Genomic DNA, 26,401 nt, shown 5'->3' with positions numbered 1-26,401 from the left:
GGCCCGGCCGGTCAGGGGTTGGGAATCCCGTCGAACGACTTCGGCACGCTGAGCCAGGTGGCCCGGTCGAACGGCCAGAACACGGTGAAGGCCCGGCCCACCACCTCGCTCTCGGGGATGGTGGCGCTGTCGATGTTGCGGCCGGACTGCTGCCAGTGCTCCAGGGAGTCGCCGGAGGCCGAGCGGTGGTCACCCATCACCCAGAGCCGCCCCGCCGGGACGGTGATGTCGAACTCCTGGTCGGCGGGCTTGTCCTGCTGCCCGTTGGCGGAGTAGATGTACGGCTCGTCGAGGGACTTGCCGTTGATGGTCAGCCGTTCCTGCGCGTCGCAGCAGACCACGTGGTCACCGCCGACCCCGATCACCCGCTTGATGAAGTCCTCACCGTCGGGGTTGCCGCTCCACTCGGTCGGCGCCTTGAACACCACCACCTCGCCGCGGTGCGGTGAGCGGAAGTCGTAGACCAGCTTGTTGACCAGCACCCGATCGTCGATCTTGAGGGTGTTCTCCATGGACGGCGACGGGATGAAGAAGGTCTGCAGCACGAATGCGCGGACCAGCACCGCCACCAGAATCGCGACGCCCAGGAGAATGGGCAGTTCCTTCCAGAAGGAGCTGCGCGGCTTTTCGGTCTGCTCGTCAATCACGGGTGGAGCCTACGTCGCCGGAGCCGAACGGGCCGCCCGGAACGCCGGAGGTGTTCCCGCCACCCGGCCCGTCGCCACCGTTCCCGTCGTCGGACCCGGCCCCGGCCGTCGGGCCGGGCGGGGTCGCGGGACCACGCCCGGCGCCCGGACCGGGTGACGGCGGCGAGCAGGGCGGCGACCGGGACGAGCAGCACCACGTCGCCGGTCGGGGTCGGCCGCACCGGGGCCGGGGCGGTGTTCGCGGCGGCGGAGTCGGACAGCCTGGCGAAGGTGGCCGGCACCGGCAGCGACGCCCACCGCGACGACGGCCACACCACCATGAACGCCCGGCCGACCACGTTGTCGATCGGCACCGGGCCCTGGCAGCGGGCGTCCTGGGAGACCAGCCGGTGGTCACCCATCACGAAGATCTGCCCCGGGGGTACGACCACCTCGTCGAACCGGCGGGACCGGCACTCCTTCGGGTTCGGCGGGACGTCCAGCGGGGAGTCCCGCACCACGTACGGCTCGTCGAGCGGGATGCCGTTGACCATGACCCGGCCCTGGTCGTCGCAGCACTTGACCCGGTCGCCGGGCACCCCGATCACCCGTTTGATGAAGTCCTTCTCGCCGGGGCGGCTCACCCCGACCAGATCGCCGAGGGTGCGTCCGATCTTGCCGGCGGCGCCGGCCGGTGGCACGGGATTCTCCTGGGCGACCCACTTGTCGGTGCCCCGGAACACCACGACCTCGCCGCGCAGCGGGTCGCGCATGTCGTAGACGACCTTGTTGACCAGGACCCGGTCGCCGATGAGGAGGGTGTCCTCCATCGAGCTGGACGGGATGAAGAAGGCCTGGAGCAGGAAGGTGCGGATCAGCACCGCGAGGCAGAAGGCCACGATCAACAGCAGTGGCAGTTCCTGCCAGAGGGGCATCTGCCGACGGGCGGGGCGGGCCCGCCGACGCCACGGGTCCGCTGTGCCGTTCGAGTCAAGCACCTGCACCACGCCACTCCCCGGTCCGCAGAAACGACACTACCGCCCGGGAGCCTCGTCGAGGCCCCACGGGCGGCAGGGACGATCGGAGCGCCGCGACCTGTCGTCGCGACGCCACCCGCCGGTCTGCGCCCGTACCGATCAGCGTAATGCGCTCTGGTCGATACGACATCCGCGCAGGTCAGGCGGCGTGGCGAACGGAGATCAGCTGGGCTGCTTCTCGCGCTTCTCCTTGATCTTGGCCTTCTTGCCGCGCAGCTCGCGCAGGTAGTAGAGCTTGGCCCGGCGCACGTCACCACGGGTCACGACCTCGATCCGGTCGATACCCGGGCCGTTGAGCGGGTACGTCCGCTCCACACCCACACCGAAGCTGACCTTGCGGACCGTGAAGGTCTCGCGCAGACCGTCACCCTGGCGGCGGATGACGACGCCCTGGAAGATCTGGACCCGGGACCGGTTGCCCTCGACGACCCGCGCGTGCACCTTGACGGTGTCACCGGCCCGGAAGTCGGGGAGGTCGGTACGCTTCGACTGGGCGTCAAGGGCGTCCAGGATGTTCATCGCTGCGTCCTCGTGATGCTCACGGCGCACCGTCACTCGGTGCGCGGATGGGTGATTCTGATCCCCGGGTGGTTGCCGGCGGGCCGACCCCGGTCGGGAATCCTCGCAGCCGCCCACGGCGTGGACGGATGCGGCAACCCCTCTACTTTGCCACATCCCCCGGGGGCAGGGGGAAGCCACCCCGCTCCAACGCGGCCACGTCCCGTTTGTCCAGGATCTCCGGGGACAGCGCGGCGATCATGTCGGGCCGTCGGCGGGCCGTCCGGGTCAGCGCCTCGTCGCGCCGCCAGCGGGCGATCCGCCCGTGGTCGCCCGAGCGGAGCACGTCGGGCACCTCGTGCCCCCGCCAGCTCGCCGGCTTGGTGTACATCGGGGCTTCCAGCAGGCCCTGGGCGTGCGACTCGTCGTCCAGCGAACCGGCGTTGCCGAGCACCCCCGGCAGCAGCCGGGTGACCGCCTCCAGGATCACCAGCACCGCGACCTCGCCGCCGAAGAGCACGTAGTCGCCGAGCGAGACCTCGGTGACCTTCAGCCGGGTCGCCGCGTGGTCGAGCACCCGCTGGTCGATGCCCTCGTACCGGCCGCAGGCGAAGAGCAGGTGCGACTCGGCGGCCAGCTCGTGCGCCATCGCCTGGGTGAACGGCGCACCGGCCGGGGAGGGCACCAGCAGCCGGGGCAGGGTCAGACCGTCCGGGGCCAGTTCGTCGGGGGCCAGCGCGTCCAGCGCCTCACCCCACGGCTCGGGCCGCATCACCATACCCGGCCCGCCGCCGTACGGCGTGTCGTCGACCGTGCGGTGCACGTCGTGGGTCCAGTCCCGCAGGTCGTGGACGGCCAGCCGGAGCAGGCCCTGCTCCCGGGCCCGCCCGATCAGGGACAGGTCGAGCGGGGCGAAGTACTCCGGGAAGATCGACACGATGTCGACGCGCATGTGGGTGGCTTCCGGCTAGAGGTCGAGCAGACCGGCCGGCGGGTCGACGACGACGCGTCCGCCGGCGAGATCGACCTCCGGGACGATCGCCTTGACGAACGGGATCAGCGCGCTGCCCCCCTGCGGACGGCGCAGGACCAGCAGGTCGGAGGCGGGCGCGTGGTCGATCTTCGCCACCTCGCCGAGGTGCTCCCCGGCGGGGGTCACCACGGCCAGCCCGACCAGCTGGTGGTCGTGGAACTCCTCCGGGTCCTCCGGCGGGGCGACGGAGGCGCTGTCCACCCCGAGCAGGGTGCCGCGCAACGCCTCGGCGGTCTCCCGGTCGAGCACCCCCTCGAAGGCCACCAGCATCCGACCCTGGTGCCAGCGGGCCGCCTCGATGGTCAGCTCGCCGGGGACCTCGTAGGCCACGCCGGGAGCGGCGGCCTCGGCCGGCTCGGCCCCGCCCCGGCGCGGTGCCGCCACCCGGGGCGTCGCCCCCGGCTCGGTGCACAGCACCGCGCCGGGGGCGAACCGCGCTTCGGGCTCGTCGGTCCGCACCTCCACGGTGACCTCACCGCGGATGCCGTGCGGTTTGCCGATCCTGCCGACGATGAGCAGCATCAGTACGAGTCGACGATGTCGACGCGTACCCCGCGTCCACCGATGGAGCCGATCACCTGACGCAGTGCCTTGGCGGTCCGCCCGGACCGCCCGATCACCGTGCCGAGATCCTCCGGGTGCACGCGGACTTCGAGCCGCTTGCCCCGACGGGAGTCGACCATGCGGACGCGCACGTCGTCCGGGTGGTCGACGATCCCCTTGACCAGGTGCTCCAGGGCGGGACGCAGCGGCATGTCAGGCCTGCTCACCGGCGTCGGCAGCAGCAGCCGGGGCCTCGGCCGGAGCCTCGGTCTTCGGCGCCTCGGTCTCGGCCGGGGCCTCCGCCTTGGCGGCCTTGCGGGCCGGCTTGGCCGGGGTCTCCGGGGCCAGGCCCGCGGCGGCCTTCGCCTCGGCCTCGTACGCCGCCTTGCGGTCGGCGCGCTCGGCGGCGACCTTGAGCGGCGGCGGGGCCGGCAGGCCCTTGAACTTCTGCCAGTCGCCGGTCAGCTCCAGCAGACGCTGGACGGCCTCGCTCGGCTGCGCGCCGACCGAGAGCCAGTACTGGACCCGCTCCGACTTGACCTCGATGATCGAGGGGTCTTCCTTCGGCTGGTAGACGCCCACGAACTCGATCGCGCGACCGTCACGCTTGGTACGCGAGTCCGCGACGACGATGCGGTACTGCGGGTTGCGGATCTTGCCCATCCGCAGGAGCCGGATCTTTACGGCCACAGTTGTTTCGCTCCTGTTGCGATTTCACCGACCCGGCTACGGGCGGTGCACGGGTGAGCGTCGACCGGCACAGTGGGGTTGGGCCGGAGACTGCTCGATGGACTGGCGACGCGCCCGGGTTAGAGGGCGCCGAACGCGCGCCGGATACCAGCGAACCATTCTGCCAGATCACCTGGCGAACACTCACATCGGCCCACCCCACCGGCCCGCCGGGCGTTCCGGCCGGGAGTGGGCCACGACACACTCACCGCACGGGGGGCCGGTCCCAGCCGGGCGGCAGCTCCGTCGGGGGCGTCCAGTCGGCCGGCGGGACGAAGTCGCACCAGGTGCCGTCGAACGGGAACTTCCCCGCCTCGGCGAGGGCGATCACCCGCTCCCCCTCGGCGCGGACCGCCCCCTCGTCGGCCACCCAGTAGTGGTCGGGGAAGGCGAGCCGCTCGGTGAACTCGTCCTCGTCCTTCCACTGCCAGCTGTGGTCGGGGTGGACCACCACGTCCAGGTCCTGGTCGACCATGTCCACCCCGGCGAGCGACCCGTCGTCCCACCGGACGCCGGGCTCCTCCAGGTTGACGTACCAGGCGACGAACCGGTCCTGGGCGTCGCGGAAGAACCAGACCGAGTGGGCTGCGCCCGTGGGCAGGAACTTCAGCACCGGCGGCCCGTTCCACCGACCTCGGGCCAGCCGGTACGACGAGGTGATCCACTCGGTGAACGGCACCGCCCGCATCCCCAGCCCCGCCTCGGTGACCTCGTGCGCCACCGGCGTGTCCCGGGCCACCCAGAGCAGCAGGCCCCGGTCGTCGTCGAGGACCACCCGGGCCGGCCGGACCCAGCCGATCCGGCCGTGCCGCACGTTCCGGTGCATGATCAGCTGGCCCGGTTCGAAACGCACCACACCTCCACAGCTCTGCACGGACTTGCGGGGGCACCGGCCCGGCGGTCCGGACACCGACCGCGTACCCCGGGTCCGGCCGTGCCGACGGGGGCACCGCCGGCAGGGACGGCCCCGGGTCGGCCGTGAAACGGCTCAGTAGGCGCGGGCCAGGATGGCGGTGAGGTCCGGCTCGTCCTCGCTGTCCGGCACGGAGCCGTCGGCCCGCAGCAGGCACCGGACGGTGACGCCCTGGCCGTTGGCCTCGGCCTCACCCGGCACGCCGACGGCCGACCAGGGCACCATGGCCCAGCCGGTGGCCGCCGCCTCGATCGCCTCGGCGAGGGTGGACACCTCGACGGTACGGGACCGCCGGTGGGCGAGCGCCTCGTCGTGCAGGGCCTGCTGGTCGGCCTCCAGGGCGGCCAGCACCGCGCCGACCACGTCCGCGACCGGGGTGGGTGCCTTCGAGCCGTCCGTCCGGCGGACCACGACCGCGTTGCCGGCGGCCAGGTCGCGGGGGCCGACCTCGACGCGTACCGGATAGCCGCGCAGCTCGGCGTCGACGGCCCGGCGGCCGAACGCGGTGTCGGTACGGTCGTCGAGCGCGACCCGGACCCCGGCGTCGCGCAGCGCGTCGCGCAGCTTGGCCGCCGCCTCGCCCACGCCGTCGCCCGCCTTGACGATCATGATGTACGCCTGGACCGGGGCCAGCCTCGGCGGCACCCGCAGCCCGTTGTCGTCGCCGTGCGCCATGATCAGCCCACCGAGCATCCGGGTGGAGGTGCCCCAGGAGGTCGTCCAGGCGTGCTCCCGGCCGCCCTCGGCCGAGGAGTAGCTGATGTCGAACGCCTTGGCGAAGTTCTGCCCCAGCTCGTGGCTGGTGCCGAGCTGGAGCGCCTTGCCGTCACCCATCATGCCTTCGCAGGTGTAGGTGGCGGTCGCCCCGGCGAAGCGCTCCCGGGTGGTCTTCAGCCCGACCACCACCGGGATGCCCAGCACGTTGACCATCAGGTCCTCGTACGCCTCGTGCAGGATCTTGCGGGCGTAGGCGCGGGCGTCCTCCCGCGTGGCGTGCGCGGTGTGCCCCTCCTGCCAGAGGAACTCGCTGGTGCGCAGGAAGATCCGCGGGCGCAACTCCCAGCGGACCACGTTCGCCCACTGGTTGAGCAGCAGCGGAAGGTCCCGGTACGAGTCGATCCACTTCGCCATGAACTCGCCGATCACCGTCTCGCTGGTGGGGCGCACCACCACCGGCTCGGCGAGCTGCTTGCCGCCACCGTGGGTGACCACCGCCAGCTCCGGCGAGAAGCCCTCGACGTGTTCCGCCTCGCGCTTGAGGTAGCTCTCCGGGATGAACAGCGGGAAGTACGCGTTCTCCGCGCCGGCCGCCTTGATCCGGGCGTCCATCTCGGCCTGCATCCGCTCCCAGATGGCGTAGCCGGCCGGTCGGATGACCATGGTCCCCCGGACCGGGCCGTTGTCGGCCAGCTTCGCCTTGGCGATCAGGTCCTGGTACCAGCGGGGAAAGTCCTCCGCACGGGGAGTGAGCACGCGAGCCATGACCGCACATCCTATGCGCCCCGCCCGAGGTCGACGTCATCGGGCGCGCTGCCGCGCCCCGTGCGGCCCGGCCGGGGTCAGCGGACCACCCGGCCGCGCAGGACGATCCGGCTGGGTGACCGGACCACCCGCAGGTCACGGCGCGGATCCTCGGGGTAGACGACCAGGTCCGCCAGGCCGCCCTCGACCAGGCCGGGGAAGCCGAGCCACTCCCGGGCCCGCCAGGAGGCGGCGGCGAGGACGTCCACGGCGGGCATGCCGGCCTGCTCGTGCAGCAGCAGCATCTCCTCGGCGGCCAGCCCGTGGTCGATGCCGCCGCCCGCGTCGGTGCCCACGTAGATCGGCACCCCGGCCTCGTGGGCGGACCGCACCACCTCGGGGAAGCGGTCGCGCAGGGCGAGCATGTGGTCGGCGTAGCCGGGGAACTTGGGGCGGGCCGCGGCGGCGATGCCCCCGAAGGTCCGAATGTTGATCATCGTGGGGACGAGCGCGGTGCCCTGCCGGGCCATCAGGTCGATCAGGTCGGGGCTCAGCCCGGTGCCGTGCTCCACCGAGTCCACCCCGACCCGCACCATGATCTCCACGGCCGACTCGCTGAACGTGTGCACCGCCGCGCGCACCCCGGCGGCGTGCGCGGCGGCCACGGCGGCGGCCATCGTGTCGGCGTCCCAGGCCGGCGCGAGGTCGCCCACGCCCCGGTCGATCCAGTCGCCGACCAGCTTGACCCAGCCGTTGCCGGCGGCGGCCTGCGCGGTGACCGTCGCGGCCACCTCCGCCGCGCCGACCTCCAGCCCGATGTCGCGCAGGTAGCGCTTCGGCGGGGCGACGTGCCGCCCGGCGCGGGCCAGTCGCGGCAGGTCCGGTTCGTCGTCGAGTTCGGGGTACGGGTACGGCGAGCCGGCGTCGCGCAGCGCGAGCACCCCGGCGTCCCGGTCGGTACGGGCCAACGTGCGGGCCTGGTCGAGGGAGGTGACCGGGGTGGCGCCCCGGGCGATGCCGAGGTGGCAGTGGGCGTCGACCAGACCGGGCAACACGAACCCGGAGTCGGCGACCGTCTCCGCGCCGGGCACCGGGTCGAAGGTGACCCGGTCGCCGTCGAGCCAGACGTCCCGGACCTCGTCGTCGGGCAGGAGCACACCGCGCACATGCAGAGCCATGCGCACAGTCCTACCCGATCACCGCCCGTCGGGGGCGAGCAGGTCGTTCTTCCGGGCGGTCAGTGCCGGCAGGTCGACCGAGACCTTCCACGGCTGCTCGGTGACGAACAGGTCCTCGGTGTGGGTGAGCTGCTCGTAGTCGCGGCCGCCGGGACCGAGTGCGTACTCGGTCAGTGTGATCCGGTCCTGGAGCGGGTCGACCACCCAGTACGAGTGGACCCCGGCATGCGCGTACACCTTCGCCTTGTCGTACATGTCGCGGAAGGTGGAGGTGGGTGACACCACCTCCACGGCCAGCAGGGCGTCCTCGACGGGGACGGGCGACCGGCCGGCGTGCCGGCGGTGGATCGCCACCACGTCGGGCCGGGGCTCGTTGCGGCGGTCGACCCGCATCGACAGGTCGAAACTCACGAGGTGATCCGACGGACAATTGACGCGGAGCGTGAGCAGTAGCTCGACGCGCAGGTCCTGATGCAGGGCAGTGGGGGACGGCACGATCAACCTTCCGTTGATCAGTTCGTACGGAAGGTCCTTCGGCAGGTCACCGAGGTCGTCGACCGTCCACTCGTGCCGTTCGGGCAGGATCGGGGCCGCGGTCATGACATCTCCTTCCCAGGGGCGGAACCACCCTAAGCGCCCGCCCCGTCGCCCACCGTAACCGACACGCGTCAGCGGGGCCGGTTGTCGCCCTTGCCGAGCTTGTTGAAGTCGATCTTCGGAAGCTTGAAGCCCGGCGGCAGGCCCTGGCCGCCCGCCAGGTCGTTCGGGTCCATCCCCGGCGGGAGCTGCGGCATGCCACCGGGGAAGCCACCCGGCAGCCCGGCACCCGCGCCGCTGCGCGGCCGGTTGCCACCCTTGGTGCCCTTGCGCTTGTTCTTCGGGGACTTGGTGGCCTTGCGCCGGCCCCCACCGGGCAGGCCCATCATGCCGCCCATCTGCTTCATCATCTTCTGCGCGTCGGCGAAGCGGTTGAGCAGCTGGTTGACGTCCATCACGGTGACCCCGGAGCCACCGGCGATGCGGGCCCGCCGGGACCCGTTGATGATCTTCGGGTTGGTCCGCTCGGCCGGGGTCATCGACCTGATGATCGCGGTGACCCGGTCGAAGTGCTTGTCGTCCAGCTCGGCGAGCTGGTCCTTCATCTGCCCCATGCCGGGCATCATGGCCAGCACGTTGGCGATCGGGCCCATCCGCCGCACCGCGATGAGCTGGTCGAGGAAGTCCTCCAGGGTGAACTGCTCGCCGCCCATCAGCTTGGCGGTCATCTTCTCCTTCTGATCGGTGTCGAAGGCCTGCTCGGCCTGCTCGATCAGAGTGAGGACGTCGCCCATGCCGAGAATCCGGCTGGCCATCCGGTCGGGGTGGAAGACGTCGAAGTCCTCCAGCTTCTCACCGGTGGAGGCGAACAGGATCGGCTGGCCGGTCACCTCCCGCACCGACAGCGCGGCACCGCCCCGGGCGTCGCCGTCGAGCTTGGACAGGACGACACCGGTGATGCCGACGCCGTCGCGGAACGCCTCGGCGGTGCGGACCGCGTCCTGGCCGACCATCGCGTCGATGACGAAGATGACCTCGTCGGGGTCGACCGCGTCACGGATGTCGGCCGCCTGCTGCATCATCTCGGCGTCGATGCCGAGCCGGCCGGCGGTGTCGACGATGACGATGTCCCGGGCGGCCCGCCTCGCGTGCTCGATCGAGGCGCGGGCGACCTGCACCGGGTCGCCGGTGCCGTTGCCGGGCTCCGGGGCGTACACCTCGACCCCGGCGCGGCCACCGAGCACCTGGAGCTGCCCGACGGCGTTGGGACGCTGGAGGTCGGCGGCGACCAGCAGCGGCTGGTGTCCCTGGGCCTTGAGCCAGCGGGCCAGCTTGCCGGCGAGGGTCGTCTTACCCGAGCCCTGGAGACCGGCCAGCATGATCACGGTCGGCGGCTGCTTGGCGAACTGGAGCCGCCGGCCCTCGCCGCCGAGCACGTTGATCAGCTCTTCGTTGACGATCTTGACGATCTGCTGGGCCGGGTTGAGCGCCTGGGAGACCTCCGCGCTGCGGGCCCGCTCCTTGACGTTCGCGATGAAACCCTTCACCACCGGCAGCGCGACGTCCGCCTCCAGCAACGCCAGGCGGATCTCGCGGGCGGTGGCGTCGATGTCGGCGTCGGTGAGCCGGCCCTTGCCGCGGAGCTTGGTGAAGATTCCGGACAGGCGGTCACTCAAGGTGTCAAACACGCGAACATCCCGTATGTCGTCAGCGGCGGGCACAGGTGCGGCCGGGCCGGCTGTCCAGCCCACCGTTAGGGTAGCCCGCCGGCCGCACGCCCGCTCCGGCCCCGCGCGCCGCGCCGCGCACCGCGTGCGGGGCGGCCGGCGGCAGGCCACCGACGAGGCGCCCGCCGGCCCGGCCCGCCGACGGCTGGGCACCGGCGTCACCTCGGGGGACCCCCGGCCGTCCTACACGGCGGCGAGGACGGCGGCCTCGACACGGTCCCGCTGCTCGTCCGACGGCCAGCCACCGACCAGGTAGAACGCGTCGACCACGTCGCCGCCGAGGGTGGAGATCCGGGCGGCGCGCACCTGCGCCCCGGCCTCGTCCAGCGCGCAGGTGACCCGGTAGAGCAGGCCGGCCGCGTCGGCGGCGCGCAACTCCAGCAGGACCGCGTCGGTGGCCGCCTCCCGGTGCCAGACGACGCGGGGGGCCGCACCGCCGCTGCGGGCGGCCAGGGCCCGACCGCGCAGCCGTTGGGTCACCGAGACGTCCCCGGTGACCGCGCGACGCAGGTCGGCGCTGAGCGCGATCGGGTCCGGGGCCAGCCCGTAGCGCGGCTGCACCCGGCACTCGACCAGGGCCCGGCCGTCGAGCGTGGCGGCGTCCGCCGAGATCACCTCCAGCCGGTGCAGGGCCAGGCAACCGGCGACCGTGGCGAGCAGCCCCCGCCGGTCGGCCGCGGCCACCGCCACCCGGTCCTCGGTCAGGTGTACGACCGGCAGCGGCCCGGTGACCAGCGCCGGGTCGGGGGCCGGCGGGGCGGGCACCACGCCGGTGTCCAGGGTGGTCCGCACCCGGGCGACCAGCTCGGCGATCAGCCGCCCCTTCCAGCCGGACCAGGCGGCCGGGCCGGTCGCGGCGGCGTCCGCCAGCACCAGGGCGTGCAGCAGTTCCAGCGTGGTGGTGTCGCCGACCCGCTCGGCCACCCCGGCGATCGTCTTCGGGTCGGACAGGTCGCGGCGGGTCGCCACGTCGGGCAGGAGCAGGTGCAGCCGGACCAGCGTGCCGATCAGCGCCGCCTCCTCGGCGGGCAGGCCGATCCGGGTTGCCACCGCCTCGGCCAGCGGCGCGCCGACGGTCGAGTGGTCGCCGTCCAGCCCCTTGCCGATGTCGTGCAGGAACGCGCCGATCAGCAGCAGGTCGGGGCGCTCGACGTCGCGGGTGTGCCGGCTCGCCTCGTACGCGGCCTGCACGAGGTGCCGGTCGAGGGTGAACCGGTGCACCGGGTTGTGCTGGGGCAGGCTGCGCAGCCGGGTCCACTCGGGCAGCCAGCCGTCGATCAGGCCGTACCGGTCGCAGGTCTCCCAGGCGGGCACCAGGCCGGGACCGGCACCGAGCAGGGTGATGAACGCGGCCCGCGCGGCCGGCGGCCAGGGCGCGGGCAGCGGCGGGCAGTACGCGGCCAGCCACTCGCAGGTGGCCCGCGCGATCGGCAGCCGGTGGCTGGCCGCGGCGGCGGCGATCCGCAGCGACAGGCTCGGGTCGGGGCGGGCCCCGATGGCGGTCCGGGCGAGCACCAGCTCCCCGTCGTGCTCGACCACGTCGCGGGCGACCGGGCGGCGCAGCGGCCGGCCGTCGACGCCCCGGCGGCGGCCGGAGCGGAGCCGGTCGGCGGCCCGCCAGGCGTCGTCGAGGGCGTGGCTGACGGTGCGCGCGTCGCCGGCCACCCGGCGCAGCAGGGCGTCACCGTCGCCGGCCTCCGCCCGCGTCCCCGCGTCGGCGGCCTCGGCCGACGACTGGCGCAGGCCGAGCAGCGCGGCCACCCCGGCGCGTTCCTGGGCGACCAGCCGGTCGACCCGCCGGCCCACCTGCTGGTGCAGGGCGTCGCGGGTGTCCAGCAGCCGCAGGTGGGCGGCGCGGACGGCGGGACGCAGCGCGTCGGTGATCCCGGCGGTGGCGATGGCCCGCAGGATGCCCACGTCACGCAGCCCGCCGGCGGCCTCCTTGAGGTCGCCTTCGAGCAGGAAGGCCAGCTCGCCGTGGGTACGCCAGCGCACCTCGGTGATCTCCCGCAGAGCGGGCAGCTGGCGGACGGCGGTGCGCCGCCAGTGGTCGGTGGCGGTCCGGGTGAGGGTGTCGGCCAAGGCCCGGTCACCGGCGACGAACCGGGCGTCGAGCAGGGCGAGGGCGACCTTGACGTCGTCCTGGGCCACCGACAGCGCCTCGGCGAGGGTACGCACGGAGTGGTCGAGCCGGACCCCGGCGTCCCAGATCGGGTACCACAGCGAGGCGGCCAACTCGTCCACCCCGGCCACCCCGGCGTGCAGCAGCACCAGGTCGAGATCGCCGTAGGGGGCGCACTGCCGACGGCCGAGGCCGCCGACGGCGATCAGGGCGATGCCCTCCCGGGCCGGCAGCAGGCCGTGCAGCCAGGCGTCGAACGCCCCGGCCCGGGCGACCCGGGCCGGTTCGCCGATGCCCGCGGGAACCCCGACGACCCCGTCGACCAGGAGGTCCGTCCCTGCGTCGGTGCTGTCGTCCGACGCGTTCCTCCTGGTCGACGAGGTCATCTACAGGTCCTCCTACAGGGCGTCGAGGCCGCGCTCGCCGGTACGGACCCGGACGACCTCTTCCACGCCGGTCACCCAGACCTTGCCGTCACCGATCTTGCCGGTGCGGGCGGCGGCCACGATCGCGTCGACGACCTTGTCGACGTCCATCTCGTCGGTGAGCACCTCGACCCGGATCTTGGGCAGGAACTCGACCGTGTACTCGGCACCCCGGTAGACCTCGGTGTGCCCCTTCTGACGCCCGTACCCCTGGACCTCGCTGACGGTCAGGCCGGCCACGCCGAGAGCGTGCAGGGCCTCCTTCACCGCGTCCAGTTGGTACGGCTTGATGACCGCGGTCACCAGCTTCATGTCCAAGCCCTCCATTCTCCGAACGTTAACCGGCGACCTTCTCGTCCACCGGCGCGGCGGCCGGCTCGGGGGCCTCCGGGGAGGCCGGCTTCGCGCCGCCCGGGGTGATCCCGGCCATCGCGAACGCCCCGCCACCGGCACCGCCGGTGCTCGGGGAGAGGTCGTAGCCGCTCTCCGCGTGCTCGCTGATGTCGATGCCCTCGACCTCGTCGTCGGCCTTGACCCGGAAGCCGAGGGTCTTGTCGATGACGAAGGCGAGCACCCAGGCGACCCCGAAGGACCAGGCGGTCACGATCAGGCCGGCGAGGGCCTGGCGGCCGAACTGGGTCACGCCGCCGCCGTAGAACAGGCCGTCGGAGGCGCCGACCACGTCGCTGATCGCGGCGTTGACCGAGTTGGTGGCGAACAGGCCGAGCCACAGCGACCCGATCCAGCCACCGACGAAGTGCACGCCGACCACGTCGAGCGAGTCGTCGTAGCCGAGCTTGTACTTCAGGCTGATGGCCAGGGCGCAGACCACACCGGCGACGATGCCGAGCAGGACCGCGGCCCAGGGGGCGATGAACCCACAGGCCGGGGTGATGGCGACCAGACCGGCGACGGCACCGGACGAGGCACCGACCATGGTCGGCTTCTTGTCCTTGATCCACTCCACCGCGATCCAGCCGAGCACCGCCGCGGCGGTGGCGAGCTGGGTGTTGATGAAGGCCAGCCCGGCGACCGAGTCGACGGTCAGCTCCGACCCGGCGTTGAAGCCGAACCAGCCGAACCACAGCAGGCCGGCGCCGAGCGCCACCAGCGGGATGTTGTGCGGCTTCATGCCCTCACGCGGCCAGCCCAGCCGCTTGCCGAGCACCAGGGCGACGGCGAGGGCCGCCGCACCGGCGTTGATGTGCACCGCGGTACCACCGGCGAAGTCGAGCGCGTGGATCTTCCCGCCGATGATGCCGCCGCCCCACACCCAGTGGGCGACGGGGAAGTAGACCAGGGTGGCCCAGCCGAAGGCGAACAGCAGCCAGCCGCCGAACTTGGCCCGGTCGGAGATCGCGCCGCTGATCAGCGCGACGGTGATCACCGCGAAGACCATCTGGAACGCCATGAACACGTACAGCGGGACGCCGATGCCGCTGGGGTTCTCCGCCGTGGCGCCCCACAGGTCGGTCTCGGCGAGGAAGGTCTTGGTGCCCAGGTACGCACCGGGGTCGCCCCAGAAACCGTTGACGTCGGTCCCGAAAGCAATGCTGAAACCGTAGAACCACCACAGAACAGAGATGAGCCCGATGGCGGAGAAGCTCATCATCATCATGTTGAGCACGCCCTTGGCCCGGTTGAGGCCGCCGTAGAACAGCGCCAGTCCGGGGGTCATGAGCAGCACGAGAGCGGTCGAAACCAGCAGCCAAACGGTGTTGCCGCCGTCGATCGTCGGTGCTTCAGGCACGCTGGCCTCCTAAAGGTGAAGTTCCCTCCTTCGCGGCTTCCGGGGCAGCGTCGCCCGTACGCCGGTTGCGCGGAAGCTTGGTCGGCGGCTGTTTCCTGGACCGACACCCCTCGATTTCCGACACGTGACGGGTTGTTTCCGGCGTGTGAAGAACCTCGATCATGAAATCCCGGATACGAAAGAGTGGCCGTTCCGGCAACGAACGGCCACTCTTTCCCCGTTGCGGTCGATCGGAGGGGCACTCCGCGCGTCCGGCGCGCGGGGATCACCGGGCCCCGGCTCGCGCGGGAGGTGCCGGGACCGGCGCGCAGGACGGGGCCCACCGTCAGCGGAGGGCGTACTCCAGGGCGTGCCGTTCGTAGTCGAGCAGGCGCAGGTCGCGCATCGGGCGACGGAGGTGACCCTTGTGCACGATCCGGACGAACGCCGGCTCCCCCGCCGCCGCCATCCGCCGGATGCCCTCCACGTGGTCGACGATCCGCTTGCGGATGGTCCGGATCAGCCGGTGCCGGTCCCGGGGGATCAACCCGTACGCGTCGGCGAACAGGCGCAGCCGGCGGGGCCGGTCCGGGTGCTTCCAGCCGAGCGTGATCGAGTCCCGGTCGGCGAAGATCGGCACCCAGGTCCAGGCCGCGTACGCCACGTCGTAGATCCGGGCCCCGGGCGAGGCGAGGTCGAAGTCGATCAGGCCGAGGGTGCCGTCGGGCCGCCAGATCACGTTGTGCGGGGCGGCGTCGTGGTGGCAGATCACCTCGGTGTCCGGGGGCGGCGGGCCGAACGAGCGCCAGACCGCGCCGGGCGGCGGGGCGAAACCGTACTGGGCGTCGTGGAACATCCGCAGCATGGTGGCCACCGTCACCAACGCCTCGTCGGTGACCCAGTGCGGGGCCAGCGGGTACTCCCCGCACTCCCCTTCGAGGTAGGACAGCACCTCCCGGTTGCGCTCGTCCATGCCCAGCGCCCGGGGCGCGCCGGTGAACCCGACGTACTCCAGGTGGCGCAGGAGGGCGTGCACCGAGGGCGTCCACGGGCCGGCGTTGCGCCGGACGGTGTCGCCGACCCGGACGACGGTGCTCACATTCCCGCCGTGCAGCGGGATCTCCTGCGAGGTCACGTACGGTCTCCCCAGGCCCGGCGCCGCATGGCGGGGGTCACGCCACCCGGCGTACGCGCGATCGTCGTTGCTCACCGCGAGGTTACGCGTCCCGGGCGAGCGGCTCGGTGCCGAGCAGCGCGTCGACGAACTGCGCCGGGTCGAACGGGGCCAGATCGTCCGCGCCCTCGCCGAGCCCGACCAGCTTGACCGGGATGCCGAGCTTGCGCTGTACGGCGATCACGATGCCGCCCTTGGCCGTCCCGTCGAGCTTGGTCAGCACCACGCCCGTCACGTTCACCACCTCGGTGAAGACCCGGGCCTGTTCCAGCCCGTTCTGCCCGGTGGTGGCGTCCAGGATGAGCAGCGTCTCGTCGATCGGGCCGTGCTTCTCGACCACCCGCTTGACCTTGCCCAGCTCGTCCATCAGGCCGATCTTGTTCTGCAACCGCCCGGCGGTGTCGATCAGCACGGTGTCGGTGCCGGCGTCGATGCCCCGGCGGACCGCGTCGAAGGCCACGCTGGCCGGGTCGGCGCCCTCCGCGCCCCGGACCGTCTCGGCGCCCACCCGGCCGCCCCAGGTCTCCAGCTGGTCGGCGGCGGCGGCCCGGAAGGTGTCGGCCGCGCCGAGGGTGACCGAACGCCCGTCGGCGACCAGCACCCGGGCGATCTTGCCGCAGGTGGTGGTCTTGCCGGCGCCGTTGACCCCGACCACCAGCAGCACCGCCGGCATCCCGTCGCGGCCGGTGGTGCGCAGCGACCGGTCCAGCCCCGGGTCGAGGGCGTTGACGAGTTCGGCGGCGAGCAGGTCGCGCAGCTCACCGGCCGAGCGGGTGCCGAGCACCCGGGTCCGCTCGCGGAGCCGGTCGACGATGTCGCGGGTGGCGTCGATGCCGACGTCGGCGGTGATCAGGCTGTCCTCGATCTCCTCCCAGGCGTCCTCGTCGAGGTGGTCGCGGGCGAGCAGGCCGAGCAGGCCCTTGCCGAAGGCGTTCTGCGAGCGGGCCAGCCGGGACCGCAGCCGGACCAGCCGGCCGGCGGTCGGTTCGGGGACCTCCAGCGGCGGGGGCGCGAGCACCGGCGGCTCGACCAGCACGCCGGTCGACAGGTCGGACTCCGCCGCCTCGACGGGTGGCCCGGCCAGGTCCTCCTCGGCCCGGGTGTCGACCTCGGTCTGCGGCAGCGGGGGTGCGGCACGCCGACGCAGCCGGGGCACGACCAGGCCGAGGCCGCCGAGGATCAGCACGCCGAGCAGGGCCAGTGCGACGAGGAGGTAGTCCGTCATGCCGAAATCCTGTCAGATGCCGACGACCGCGTCCCACTCACCGCCGCCAGACCCGGGCGAGCTGCGGGTACGCTCGCCGCTGCCGGGGGTGACCCACCCGCCCACGGGGTAGAAAAGATGAACCGTCTTCTCCTCGGAGGTGCCGCCCATGCCCGAGCCACGTCTGCTCATCGGCCCGTTGCTGCGCCGGGTCGTCGGCACCCGGGCGACGGTGTGGGTGGAGACCGGCGGGCCCGCGGTGGTCACCGTCCGCACGGCCGACGGCGCCACCGGCTCCGCGCCGACCTTCTCCGCGTACGACCACCACTACGCGCTGGTGGTGGTGGAGGGGCTCACCCCGGACCACGCCACCACCTACGAGGTGCTGGTCGACGACGAGCTGGTCTGGCCGGTGGCCCGCGACGGGTTCCCGCCCAGCGTGATCCGGACCAGGGCGGCCGACGACCGGGACCAGCCGGTCAGCCTGATCTTCGGGTCGTGCCGGGAGACCACCCAGCACAACACCACCCGACGGCTGCCCCCGGACGCGCTGGACGCGTACGCCCGCCGGTTGATGGCCGCGCCCGACCCGGACGACCTGCCCGACCTGCTGGTGCTGCTCGGTGACCAGGTCTACGCCGACGTCACCTCGCCCACGGTCCGGCGGCTGCTCAAGCGGCGTCGGCGGCGGCCGAAGGACGCCCCGGCCGACCAGGTGGTCAGCTTCGACGAGTACACCAAGCTCTACCTGGAGTCGTGGCGCGACCCGGAGATCCGCTGGCTGCTCTCCACCGTGCCGAGCGTAATGATCTTCGACGACCACGAGGTGATCGACGACTGGAACACCTCCCAGTCGTGGCGGGCCGACATGCGGCAGCAGGCCTGGTGGGCCGAGCGGATCCGCAGCGGCCTGGCCTCGTACTGGGTCTACCAGCACCTGGGCAACCTGGCCCCGGACGAGATCGCCGCCGACCCGCTCTACGCCAAGGTGGTCGCCGCCGAGGACGCCACCGACGTGCTGCGCGAGTTCGGCGAGCGGGTCGACAAGGAGGCCGACGAGGCGCACGACACCGAACGCTGGCGGGCCGTGCAGTACCAGTGGAGCTACGCGCTGGACCTGGGCCGCACCCGGCTGGTCATGCTGGACAACAGGTGCAGCCGGGTGCTCGAACCGGGCGGTCGGGCGATGCTGCCGGCCGGCGAGTGGTCCTGGTTCCTGGACCGGGCCCACGGGGTCTACGACCACCTGGTGATCGGCGCGTCGCTGCCCTGGCTGCTGCCGCCGGGCATCCACCACGTGGAGGCGTGGAACGAGAAGCTGGCCGACTCCGGCCGGCCGTGGGTCGCCGGGCTGGCCGAGAAGCTGCGCCGGGCGCTGGACCTGGAGCACTGGGCCGCGTTCCGCCGCTCGTTCGACGCCCTCGGGGCGCTGTTCGTGCGGCTGGGCAGCGGCGCCCCGGGCACCCCGGGGGACCGGGTCGGCGCGGGGCCCGCGTACCCGGCGCCGGCGTCGATCAGCGTGCTCTCCGGCGACGTGCACCACTCGTACGTGGCGCGGGCCCGGTTCGACGACCCGGCGGTGCGTACCCCGGTGCACCAGCTCACCTGCTCACCGATCCACAACCAGGTGCCGGCGGCGATGCGCCCGTTGATGAAGCTGGGCTGGAGCGCGGGGCCGGCGGCGGCCACCCGGGCGCTGGCCCGCTCCGCCGGGGTACGCCGCCCCACGGTGCGGTGGAAGAAGCTGGCCGGCCCGTACTTCGGCAACGCGGTGAGCACGCTGCGCCACACCGGGCGGGAGGCGGTGGTGCTGATCGAGGGCACCACCAGCGACGGGCACCTGCGTGAGGTGGCCCGACAGCGGCTCTCCTCGGCGAAGTGACCCGCGCCACGTACCCTCGGTGCCGTGGACGATCATCTGCCGGAGACGCTGCGCGTGCTGGAGCACGAACTGACCGCGCTGCTCCGCCGGGGCCGGGCGCTGTCCTGGGAGATCGCCCGGGAGGTGCACCCCAACCTGGAGCCCAACGCGTACGGCCTGCTGTTGTGGTTGCGCCGGTCCGGGTCGACCCGGTTGACCGACCTGGCCGTGCAGCTCGGCATCGGTAAGGGCACGTTGAGCCGGCAGATCCAGGGGCTGGAGGCGTTGGGCCTGGTGCGCCGCGACCCGGACCCGGTCGACCGGCGGGCGGCGCAGCTGCGGCTGACCGAGGAGGGCACCCGGCGTTTCGACGCGGCCCGGTCGGCCCGGATGGACCAGATCAACCGGTCGATGGAGACCTGGCCGAAGCGGGACGTCGAGGAGTTCGCCCGCCTGATGCACCGGTTCAACGAGACCTTCTGAGCCCCGTGGTGCCCCGGGGACGGGGGAATAGAGCCTTGTCACGTCCGGTTGTTGCTTGAGGCAACGAACGCTTACGGTTGCCCGAGGCACCCTTTTCACCACCAGCGGAGGCAGCGACGATGACCCAGGCGACAGCGCCCACCCGGGCGACCGGCGTCGAGATGACCCACCGGCAGATCCTGGAGGCCCTCTCCGGACTGCTGCTGGGCATGTTCGTCGCGATCCTCTCCTCCACGGTCGTCTCCAACGCGCTGCCGCGGATCATCACCGAGCTCAAGGGCGGCCAGTCCGCCTACACCTGGGTGGTCACCTCGACCCTGCTGGCGACCACCGCGACCACCCCGATCTGGGGCAAGCTCGCCGACCTGACCAGCAAGAAGATCCTGGTCCAGCTCTCCCTGGCCATCTTCGTGCTGGGCTCCGTGCTGGCCGGGCTGTCCCAGTCCACCGAACAGCTCATCGCCTGCCGGGTGCTCCAGGGCGTCGGGGCCGGCGGCCTCACCGCCCTGGCCCAGGTGATCATGGCGACGATGATCGCGCCCCGCGAGCGCGGCCGGTACAGCGGCTACCTCGGCGCGGTGATGGCCCTCGGCACCATCGGCGGCCCGCTGATCGGCGGCGTCATCGTCGACACCGACTGGCTCGGCTGGCGCTGGTGCTTCTACGTCGGCGTGCCGTTCGCCGTCGCCGCCCTGGTGGTGCTCCAGAAGACCCTGCACCTGCCGGTCGTCAAGCGGCAGGTCAAGATCGACTGGTGGGGCGCCACCCTGATCACCGCCGCCGTGTCGCTGCTGCTGATCTGGGTCACCCTGGCCGGCGACAAGTACGACTGGCTCTCCTGGCAGACCGCCGTCATGGTCACCGGCGCGATCGCGCTCGGCGTGCTCGCCGTCCGGGTGGAGAACCGGGCCAGCGAGCCGATGATCCCGCCCCGGCTGTTCCGCAACCGCACCATCACCCTCGCCGTCGTGGCCAGCATCGCCGTCGGTGTCGGGATGTTCGGCGCCTCGGTCTTCCTCGGCCAGTACTTCCAGATCAGCCGGGGCGAGAGCCCGACCATGTCCGGCCTGATGACCATGCCGATGATCCTCGGCCTGCTGGTCTCCTCCACCGTCGTCGGCCGGATCATCACCAACACCGGCCGCTGGAAGCGCTACCTGGTCGCCGGCTCCGCCCTGCTCACCGCCGGCTTCGCGCTGATGGGCACGATCCGCTACGACACCCCGTACTGGCACCTCGCGATCTACATGGCGCTGATCGGCCTCGGGCTCGGCATGACCATGCAGAACCTCGTCCTGGCCGTGCAGAACACCGTCGGCACCCACGAACTCGGCGCGGCCAGCTCGGTGGTGGCGTTCTTCCGCAGCCTCGGCGGCGCGGTCGGCGTGTCCGTGCTCGGCGCGGTCCTCGGCCACCGGGTCAAGGACTACATCGCCGACGGCCTGACCGCGCTGGGCATCCCGGCCGGCGGCGCGGGCGACGGCGGCGTGCTGCCGAACGTGCACACCCTCCCCGGCCCGATCCGGGTCGTGGTGGAGAGCGCCTACGGCCACGGCGCCGGCGACATCTTCCTGGCCGCCGCCCCGTTCGGGCTGATCTCCCTGATCGCGGTCCTGTTCATCAAGGAGATCCCGCTGCGGCGGCACAACGGGGACCCGCTGACCGAGACCGTCGCGCAGGAGTCCGCCGTCGCCGCGGGCGGCGGGGCGGCGGTGGTCCGCACCGGGACCCGGGACTGACCGGTGGGCACCCCCGTCGAGCGTGAGCAGTACGGCCCGCAGGCCCGCCCGCTGGAGTTCGAGCGGGGCACCGACGGGCCCCGGGTGGTGCTGGTCGGGGTCGACGGCAGCCGGACCTCGCTGCGGGCCGCGTCGTACGCGGCGGGGCTGGCCCGCCGGCAGCGCGCCGGGCTGGTGGTGGTCTTCGTCAGCGCCCCGGCCGGCTACGCCTCCCTCATGCCGGGGGTGGTGGCCGGGGCGGTCCAGCAGACCCACGACGAGTTGGCCGACGAGCTGCGGCAGGAGTGCCGCCGGGGCGCGGAGGAACTGGGCCTGCCGGTGACGTTCCTGTGCCGGCGCGGGGACGCGTACGCCGAGTTGCGGGCGGCGGCCGACGAGTCCCGGGCGGACCTGGTGGTGGTCGGCTCCTCCGAGCAGGCCGGGCACCGGCTGGTCGGTTCCGTCGCCACCCGCCTGGTCCGCACCGGCCGCTGGCCGGTCCTCGTCGTCCCCTGACCGGGAACGGGGACCGGGAAGTGTCGGACCGGTGGGCGAGTATGACCGGCATGACCTGGCGCGCACCGGAGATCACCCGGACCCCGGAACTTCCCGTCGGCGACGAACGGCCCATGCTGGAGAGCTGGCTCGACTACCACCGGCAGACCCTGCTGCTCAAGTGCGCCGGGCTGACCGCCGAGCAGTTGCGCACCCCGAGCGTGGAGCCGTCCGGGCTGACCCTGCTCGGCCTGGTCCGGCATCTCGGCGAGGTGGAGACCTGGTGGTTCCGGGAGAACTTCGCCGGGCAGCAGGTCGACTACCCGTACTACACCCCCGACGATCCGGACGCCGACCTCGACGTGAGCCACGCCGACGCCGAGGCCGACCTCGCCACCTACCACCGGCAGGTCGAGCTGGCCCGGGCCGCCACCGTCGGCCGCTCGCTCGACGAAACGTTCACCGAGGTCGGCCCCCAGCGGCGGACCTTCAGCCTGCGCTGGGTCTACCTGCACATGATCGAGGAGTACGCCCGGCACAACGGCCACGCCGACCTGATCCGGGAACGCCTCGACGGCGTCACCGGCGAGTGACCTCGCCGCCCGGCCGGGCCCGGCGTCAGCGGGCCAGCGCCGCCCGCAGGTAACGCAGCCCCTCCGGCCCGCTCCACCGGTACGCCGACAGCCCGGCCGCCCGCGCCCCCCGGATCGCCCAGTCCTCGTCGTCGACGAAGAGCACCCGCGCGGGCGGGGTCTCCAGGGCGGCGCAGGCCGCCTGGAAGTACTCCTTCGCCGGCTTGTGCACCCCGACGACCGAGGAGTTGACCACCACGTCCAGCTCACCGACCAGGCCCAGCTCGGCGAGGTCGGTGTCGAGCAGGTCGGTGGCGTTGGTGCCGAGCCCGACCCGGATGCCGTTGGCCCGTGCCTCGCGGACGAAGGCCAGCACGTCGGCGTCGACCTCGCCCCGGTAGCGCTGCCACTGCTCCACCGCCGCCCGCGCCCGGTCCGGGCCGACCGACTCGCTCAGCGCGTCGGCCACACTGGACATCCAGTCGGCGTGGCTGACCTGCCCGGTCAGCACCGGTTGCAGCCGCCCCCAGTGCATGGCGATCTCGCCGAGCACCCCGGCGGCGAGGCCGTACTCCTGTTCGACGGCGGCGGCCACCGCCGGGTCCCAGTGCCGCAGCACGCCGTCGAAGTCGAGCAGGAGCGCCGTCGGCCGTTCCCGTGCCACTACTGATTCTCCTCGTGTCCGTCGGACCGCTCGGCGTCGGTCCGGTTGAGCCGTTGGCTGATCACCTGGGTGACCCCGCTGCGCATGGTCACGCCGTAGAGCGCGTCGGCGATCTCCATGGTCCGCTTCTGGTGGGTGATGACGATCAGCTGGCTCTTCTCCCGCAACTGGGCCAGCAGGGTGATCAGACGGCCCAGGTTCACGTCGTCGAGGGCCGCCTCCACCTCGTCCATGATGTAGAACGGGCTGGGCCGGGCCCGGAAGATCGCCACCAGCATCGCCACGGCGGTCAACGACCGCTCGCCGCCGGAGAGCAGCGACAGCCGTTTGATCTTCTTGCCGGGCGGCCGGGCCTCCACCTCCACACCGGTGGTGAGCAGGTCGTCGGGTTCGGTGAGGATCAACCGGCCCTCACCGCCGGGGAACAGGACCGTGAAGACCTGCTCGAACTCGCGGGCGGTGTCGGCGAACGCGCTGGCGAAGACCTCCAGGATGCGCTCGTCGACATCCTTGACCACGGTGAGCAGGTCACGCCGGGTGGCCTTGAGGTCCTCCAACTGCTCGGAGAGGAACTTGAAGCGCTCCTCCAGGGCGGCGAACTCCTCCAGCGCGAGCGGGTTGACCTTGCCGAGCAGGGCCAGCTCCCGTTCCGCCTTGGCGGCCCGCTTCTCCTGCACCGGCCGCTCGTAGCGGACCGGCTCGGGCACCGGCAGGCCGTCGCGTTCGGCCGCCGCCACGTCCACCGGGGTCGGCGGGACGGGCTGCGCCGGGCCGTACTCGGCGACCAGGGTCTCCACGTCCAGGCCGAAATCCTCGGCGGCCTTCGCCTCCAACTGCTCGATGCGCAGCCGCTGCTCGGCGCGGGCCACCTCGTCCCGGTGCACCTGGCTGGTCAACCGCTCCAGCTCCGCGCCGAGCCGCTTCGCCGCGCCGCGTACCTCCTGGAGTTCCGCCTCCCGGGCGGCGCGTTCCCGGGCGACCGCGTCGCGGTGCTCCTCGGCCCGCGCGATCGAAGTGCCGAGCCGGGTCAGCGCCTCGCGGGCCCCGCCGACCACGGCGCGGGCGATCGCCGCGCCCCGGGTCCGGGCCGCCCGCCGCGCCGCCGCCCGCTCCCGGGCCGCCCGCTCGGCGGTGGCCTGCCGGGCCAGCGAGTCGGCCCGGCCGGCGATCGAGGCGACCCGCTCCTCGGCGGTACGCACCGCGAGGCGGACCTCCATCTCGTTCTGCCGGGCCCGGGGCACCATCGCGGCGAGCTGGTCCCGGTCCTCGGTGGAGGGTTCGGCGTCGATCGGGGTGTCCTCGGCGAGCCGGAGCCGCTCGGCCAGCTCGGCGAGGGCGGTCAGGTCGCGTTCCCGGGCCGCCTCGGCGCGGGACCGGCTCTCGCCGAGCCGGTCGGTCTCCGCCTTCGCCGACCGGGCCGCCGCGCCCAGCTCGGCCAGCCGGCGGGCGGCGGCGTTACGGTGGCTCTCCGCCTCCCGCTTGGCGGCGGCGGCGTGCTGCACCGCCTCCTTCGCGGCGGCCACCCCGGCGCGGGCGTCGACGAGTTGCCCGCGCAGTTCGGCGGCCGTCCGCTCGGCGGTCTGCCGGTTGGTCCGGGCCTCCTCCACGGCGGCCTGCACCTCGATGAAGCTGGCCGCCTTGGCCGACCCGCCGGCCGCCGCGTACGCCCCGACCACGTCACCGTCCGGGGTGACCGCGCGCAGCTCCGGGTTGCCGGCGACCAGCTCGGCGGCGGCGGCGAGGTCGTCGACCAGCGCCACGTCGCGCAACGCCCGGTGTACGGCGGGACGCAGCTCGGGGGCGCACTCGACCAGGTCCGGAGCCCACCGGGCGCCGGCCGGCAGCCGGGGGCGCAACGCGTCGGCGGAGCCGGTCATGCCGGGGCCGGCGGGGCTGCCGACCAGCAGGCCGGCCCGGCCGGCATCGGAGATCTTCAGCAGCCGCATCGCCTCGACGGCCTCGTCGACGCCGGTGACCGCGACCGCGTCGGCGAGCCCGCCGAGGGCGGCGGCGAGCGCCGCCTCGTGGCCGGCGGCGACGGTGAGCAGCCCGGCCAGGCTGCCCAGCAGGCCGGGCACCTCGTCGGCGCGGGCGAGCAGCGCCCCGGCCCCGTCCTTGCGGCGCAGCCCCAGGGCGAGCGCCTCCTCCCGGGCCTTCCAGGTCGCGGCGTCCTTCTCGGCGGCCCGCTCGGTGTCGGCCAACGCCCGGACGGTGGCCTGCGCCCGCTCGTGGGCGGCCACCGCCTCGGCGTGCCGGTCGTCGAGTTCGGCGTTGTCCCGATCGGCCTCGGTGGACTGTTCGGCCACCGCGTCCAGCTCGGCCTGCGCCTGGTCGGCGCGGGCCAGGGCGTCGGCGTGCGCGGCGGCGAGCCGCTCGATCTCCTCACCGGCGCTGGTGGTCCGCGCCTGCGCCGAGTTCACCTGCCCGGTCAGCCGGGCCAGCCCCTCCCGCCGGTCGGCGATCGCCTTGGCGGCGGCGACCAGTTCCCGTTCGGCGGCGGCGAGCTGGCGTTCCAGCTCCTGCCGGTGCTCGACGGCCTCGGCGAGCCGGATCTGGTCGTCGGTGAGCGCCGCGCGCAGCTCCTCCTCCTGCTCGCGGACCCGCTGCGACTCGGCCTCCAACTGGTCGGGGTCGCGGCCGGGGCGCTCGTCGTCGCCGGTGGCGCTGAGGTGACGCAGCCGTTCCCGGGCCAGTTGCTCCACGGAGCGGAACCGTTCGGAGAGCGCGGAGAGCTTGTACCAGGTGTCCTGGGCGGCGGCCAGCAGCGGCGCGTCCTCGGCGAGCGCCGCTTCCAACTCACCGAGCCGGCCCTGCACCTCGGCGTGTTCGCCCTCGATCTGTTCGCGCCGCTCCCGCAGCGCCGTCTCGTCGGCGATCTCCTTGTCCAGGGTGACCCGCAGGGTGTGCAGGTCGTCGGCGAGCAGCCGGAGCCGGGCGTCGCGCAGGTTGGCCTGGATGGCGGCGGCCCGGCGGGCCACCTCGGCCTGCCGGCCCAGCGGCTTGAGCTGACGGCGCAGCTCGGCGGTGAGGTCGGTCAGCCGGTTCAGGTTCGTCTGCATCGCGTCGAGCTTCCGCAGCGCCTTCTCCTTGCGCTTGCGGTGCTTGAGGACGCCGGCCGCCTCCTCGATGAACGAACGGCGGTCCTCCGGCTTGGCGTGCAGCATGCCGTCCAGCCGGCCCTGGCCGACGATGATGTGCATCTCCCGGCCGATGCCCGAGTCGCTGAGCAGCTCCTGGATGTCGAGCAGCCGGCACGAGTCGCCGTTGATCTCGTACTCGCTCTCGCCGGAGCGGAACATCCGGCGGGTGATGGAGACCTCGGTGTACTCGATCGGCAGCGCGCCGTCGGTGTTGTCGATGGTGAGGGTGACCTCGGCCCGGCCCAGCGGCGCCCGCCCGGCGGTGCCGGCGAAGATGACGTCCTCCATCTTGCCGCCGCGCAGCGCCTTGGCGCCCTGCTCGCCCAGCACCCAGGCGATCGCGTCGACGACGTTGGACTTGCCGGAGCCGTTCGGACCGACCACGCAGGTGATCCCGGGCTCCAGCTTCAACGTCGTGGCGGAGGCGAAGGACTTGAACCCCTTCACCGTCAGACTCTTGAGATGCACCTGTCCGATCCTCGTCCGGTGGCCACCGCAGGCGTCGCGGGCTGCGCGGACCTGGTGAACCCGC

23 protein-coding genes and 1 pseudogene are annotated in these 26,401 nt (G+C 73.0%); 5 read left to right on the top strand and 19 right to left on the bottom strand.

Annotation, left to right across the window (positions count from 1 at the left end):
* Window positions 1-11: 11 nt before the first annotated feature.
* The 17 genes and pseudogenes from lepB (FJK98_RS07425) to ftsY all read right to left on the bottom strand — a co-directional run bounded on the left by lepB (FJK98_RS07425) (window position 12) and on the right by ftsY (window position 16,957).
* Entirely contained in the window at window positions 12-647 is a 636-nt protein-coding gene (gene lepB / locus FJK98_RS07425; RefSeq protein WP_145918365.1) for a signal peptidase I, read from the bottom strand.
* Window positions 648-811: 164 nt separating this feature from the next.
* Window positions 812-1,633 (bottom strand): annotated as a pseudogene (lepB, locus tag FJK98_RS07420) (signal peptidase I); the annotation flags it as partial.
* Between the two features lie 192 nt (window positions 1,634-1,825).
* Window positions 1,826-2,182, bottom strand: a complete 357-nt coding sequence (rplS, locus tag FJK98_RS07415; RefSeq protein WP_145918363.1) for a 50S ribosomal protein L19 — start codon at window positions 2,180-2,182, stop codon at window positions 1,826-1,828.
* A 142-nt stretch (window positions 2,183-2,324) separates the two neighbouring features.
* Window positions 2,325-3,113 carry a tRNA (guanosine(37)-N1)-methyltransferase TrmD gene (gene trmD, locus FJK98_RS07410; RefSeq protein WP_145918362.1) on the bottom strand — a complete coding sequence of 263 codons (789 nt, stop codon included), beginning with the start codon at window positions 3,111-3,113 and terminating at the stop codon, window positions 2,325-2,327.
* 15 nt (window positions 3,114-3,128) lie between these two features.
* Window positions 3,129-3,713 (bottom strand): ribosome maturation factor RimM, encoded by a 585-nt coding sequence (gene rimM, locus FJK98_RS07405; protein ID WP_205789490.1) that lies wholly within the window; start codon window positions 3,711-3,713, stop codon window positions 3,129-3,131.
* Between the two features lie 2 nt (window positions 3,714-3,715).
* The gene (locus FJK98_RS07400; protein WP_172862164.1) at window positions 3,716-3,976 is read right to left on the bottom strand and encodes an RNA-binding protein; all 261 of its coding nucleotides are present in this window, start codon (window positions 3,974-3,976) and stop codon (window positions 3,716-3,718) included.
* Window positions 3,951-4,427: a 30S ribosomal protein S16 gene (gene rpsP / locus FJK98_RS07395; RefSeq protein WP_088646708.1), complete on the bottom strand. Its 477-nt coding sequence runs from the start codon at window positions 4,425-4,427 to the stop codon at window positions 3,951-3,953. Before rpsP ends, FJK98_RS07400 begins: the two co-directional genes overlap by 26 nt.
* A gap of 244 nt (window positions 4,428-4,671) precedes the next feature.
* Window positions 4,672-5,319: a DUF402 domain-containing protein gene (locus FJK98_RS07390; RefSeq protein WP_145918360.1), complete on the bottom strand. Its 648-nt coding sequence runs from the start codon at window positions 5,317-5,319 to the stop codon at window positions 4,672-4,674.
* A gap of 135 nt (window positions 5,320-5,454) precedes the next feature.
* On the bottom strand, window positions 5,455-6,861 hold the full coding sequence (gene proS, locus FJK98_RS07385; RefSeq protein WP_145918359.1) for a proline--tRNA ligase: 1,407 nt from the start codon (window positions 6,859-6,861) through the stop codon (window positions 5,455-5,457).
* A gap of 77 nt (window positions 6,862-6,938) precedes the next feature.
* Window positions 6,939-8,018, bottom strand: a complete 1,080-nt coding sequence (locus FJK98_RS07380; RefSeq protein WP_145918358.1) for an amidohydrolase family protein — start codon at window positions 8,016-8,018, stop codon at window positions 6,939-6,941.
* An 18-nt stretch (window positions 8,019-8,036) separates the two neighbouring features.
* On the bottom strand, window positions 8,037-8,618 hold the full coding sequence (locus FJK98_RS07375) for a Uma2 family endonuclease (RefSeq protein WP_145918357.1): 582 nt from the start codon (window positions 8,616-8,618) through the stop codon (window positions 8,037-8,039).
* Window positions 8,619-8,686: 68 nt separating this feature from the next.
* Window positions 8,687-10,243 carry a signal recognition particle protein gene (gene ffh, locus FJK98_RS07370; protein WP_145918356.1) on the bottom strand — a complete coding sequence of 519 codons (1,557 nt, stop codon included), beginning with the start codon at window positions 10,241-10,243 and terminating at the stop codon, window positions 8,687-8,689.
* A gap of 222 nt (window positions 10,244-10,465) precedes the next feature.
* Entirely contained in the window at window positions 10,466-12,790 is a 2,325-nt protein-coding gene (locus tag FJK98_RS07365) for a [protein-PII] uridylyltransferase (protein ID WP_145918355.1), read from the bottom strand.
* 12 nt (window positions 12,791-12,802) lie between these two features.
* Complete coding sequence (locus FJK98_RS07360; RefSeq protein WP_067307311.1) at window positions 12,803-13,141, bottom strand: P-II family nitrogen regulator; 339 nt, start codon at window positions 13,139-13,141, stop codon at window positions 12,803-12,805.
* 25 nt (window positions 13,142-13,166) lie between these two features.
* Entirely contained in the window at window positions 13,167-14,579 is a 1,413-nt protein-coding gene (locus FJK98_RS07355) for an ammonium transporter (RefSeq protein WP_145918354.1), read from the bottom strand.
* A 325-nt stretch (window positions 14,580-14,904) separates the two neighbouring features.
* A complete protein-coding gene (locus FJK98_RS07350) occupies window positions 14,905-15,768 on the bottom strand; it encodes an aminoglycoside phosphotransferase family protein (RefSeq protein ID WP_194822858.1) in 864 nt (287 codons plus the stop codon).
* A 7-nt stretch (window positions 15,769-15,775) separates the two neighbouring features.
* A complete protein-coding gene (gene ftsY, locus FJK98_RS07345; RefSeq protein ID WP_145918352.1) occupies window positions 15,776-16,957 on the bottom strand; it encodes a signal recognition particle-docking protein FtsY in 1,182 nt (393 codons plus the stop codon).
* A gap of 148 nt (window positions 16,958-17,105) precedes the next feature.
* Here ftsY and FJK98_RS07340 point away from each other — a divergent pair, with 148 nt between their 5' ends.
* The 5 genes from FJK98_RS07340 (at window position 17,106) to FJK98_RS07320 (ending at window position 22,086) form a co-directional block, all read left to right on the top strand.
* Window positions 17,106-18,818, top strand: a complete 1,713-nt coding sequence (locus FJK98_RS07340) for an alkaline phosphatase D family protein (protein ID WP_145918351.1) — start codon at window positions 17,106-17,108, stop codon at window positions 18,816-18,818.
* A gap of 24 nt (window positions 18,819-18,842) precedes the next feature.
* Entirely contained in the window at window positions 18,843-19,280 is a 438-nt protein-coding gene (locus tag FJK98_RS34625) for a MarR family winged helix-turn-helix transcriptional regulator (RefSeq protein ID WP_240762663.1), read from the top strand.
* Window positions 19,281-19,399: 119 nt separating this feature from the next.
* Window positions 19,400-21,019: an MDR family MFS transporter gene (locus tag FJK98_RS07330; RefSeq protein ID WP_145918350.1), complete on the top strand. Its 1,620-nt coding sequence runs from the start codon at window positions 19,400-19,402 to the stop codon at window positions 21,017-21,019.
* Between the two features lie 3 nt (window positions 21,020-21,022).
* The gene (locus FJK98_RS07325) at window positions 21,023-21,514 is read left to right on the top strand and encodes a universal stress protein (RefSeq protein WP_145918349.1); all 492 of its coding nucleotides are present in this window, start codon (window positions 21,023-21,025) and stop codon (window positions 21,512-21,514) included.
* Between the two features lie 50 nt (window positions 21,515-21,564).
* Window positions 21,565-22,086, top strand: coding sequence for a DinB family protein (locus FJK98_RS07320; protein ID WP_145918348.1), 522 nt, complete (start codon window positions 21,565-21,567; stop codon window positions 22,084-22,086).
* Window positions 22,087-22,111: 25 nt separating this feature from the next.
* On the opposite strand, the gene FJK98_RS07315 is transcribed toward FJK98_RS07320, so the two are convergent.
* Window positions 22,112-22,729, bottom strand: coding sequence for an HAD family hydrolase (locus tag FJK98_RS07315; protein WP_145918347.1), 618 nt, complete (start codon window positions 22,727-22,729; stop codon window positions 22,112-22,114).
* Window positions 22,729-26,337 carry a chromosome segregation protein SMC gene (smc, locus tag FJK98_RS07310; RefSeq protein WP_145918346.1) on the bottom strand — a complete coding sequence of 1,203 codons (3,609 nt, stop codon included), beginning with the start codon at window positions 26,335-26,337 and terminating at the stop codon, window positions 22,729-22,731. Before smc ends, FJK98_RS07315 begins: the two co-directional genes overlap by 1 nt.
* Window positions 26,338-26,401 lie beyond the last annotated feature (64 nt).

The sequence above is a fragment of the Micromonospora sp. HM134 genome (assembly GCF_007833915.1).
Classification (GTDB): Bacteria; Actinomycetota; Actinomycetes; order Mycobacteriales; family Micromonosporaceae; genus Micromonospora; species Micromonospora wenchangensis.
The sequence above is the reverse complement of the archived record's forward strand: the minus strand, read 5'-3'. Positions and strand labels throughout refer to the sequence as shown.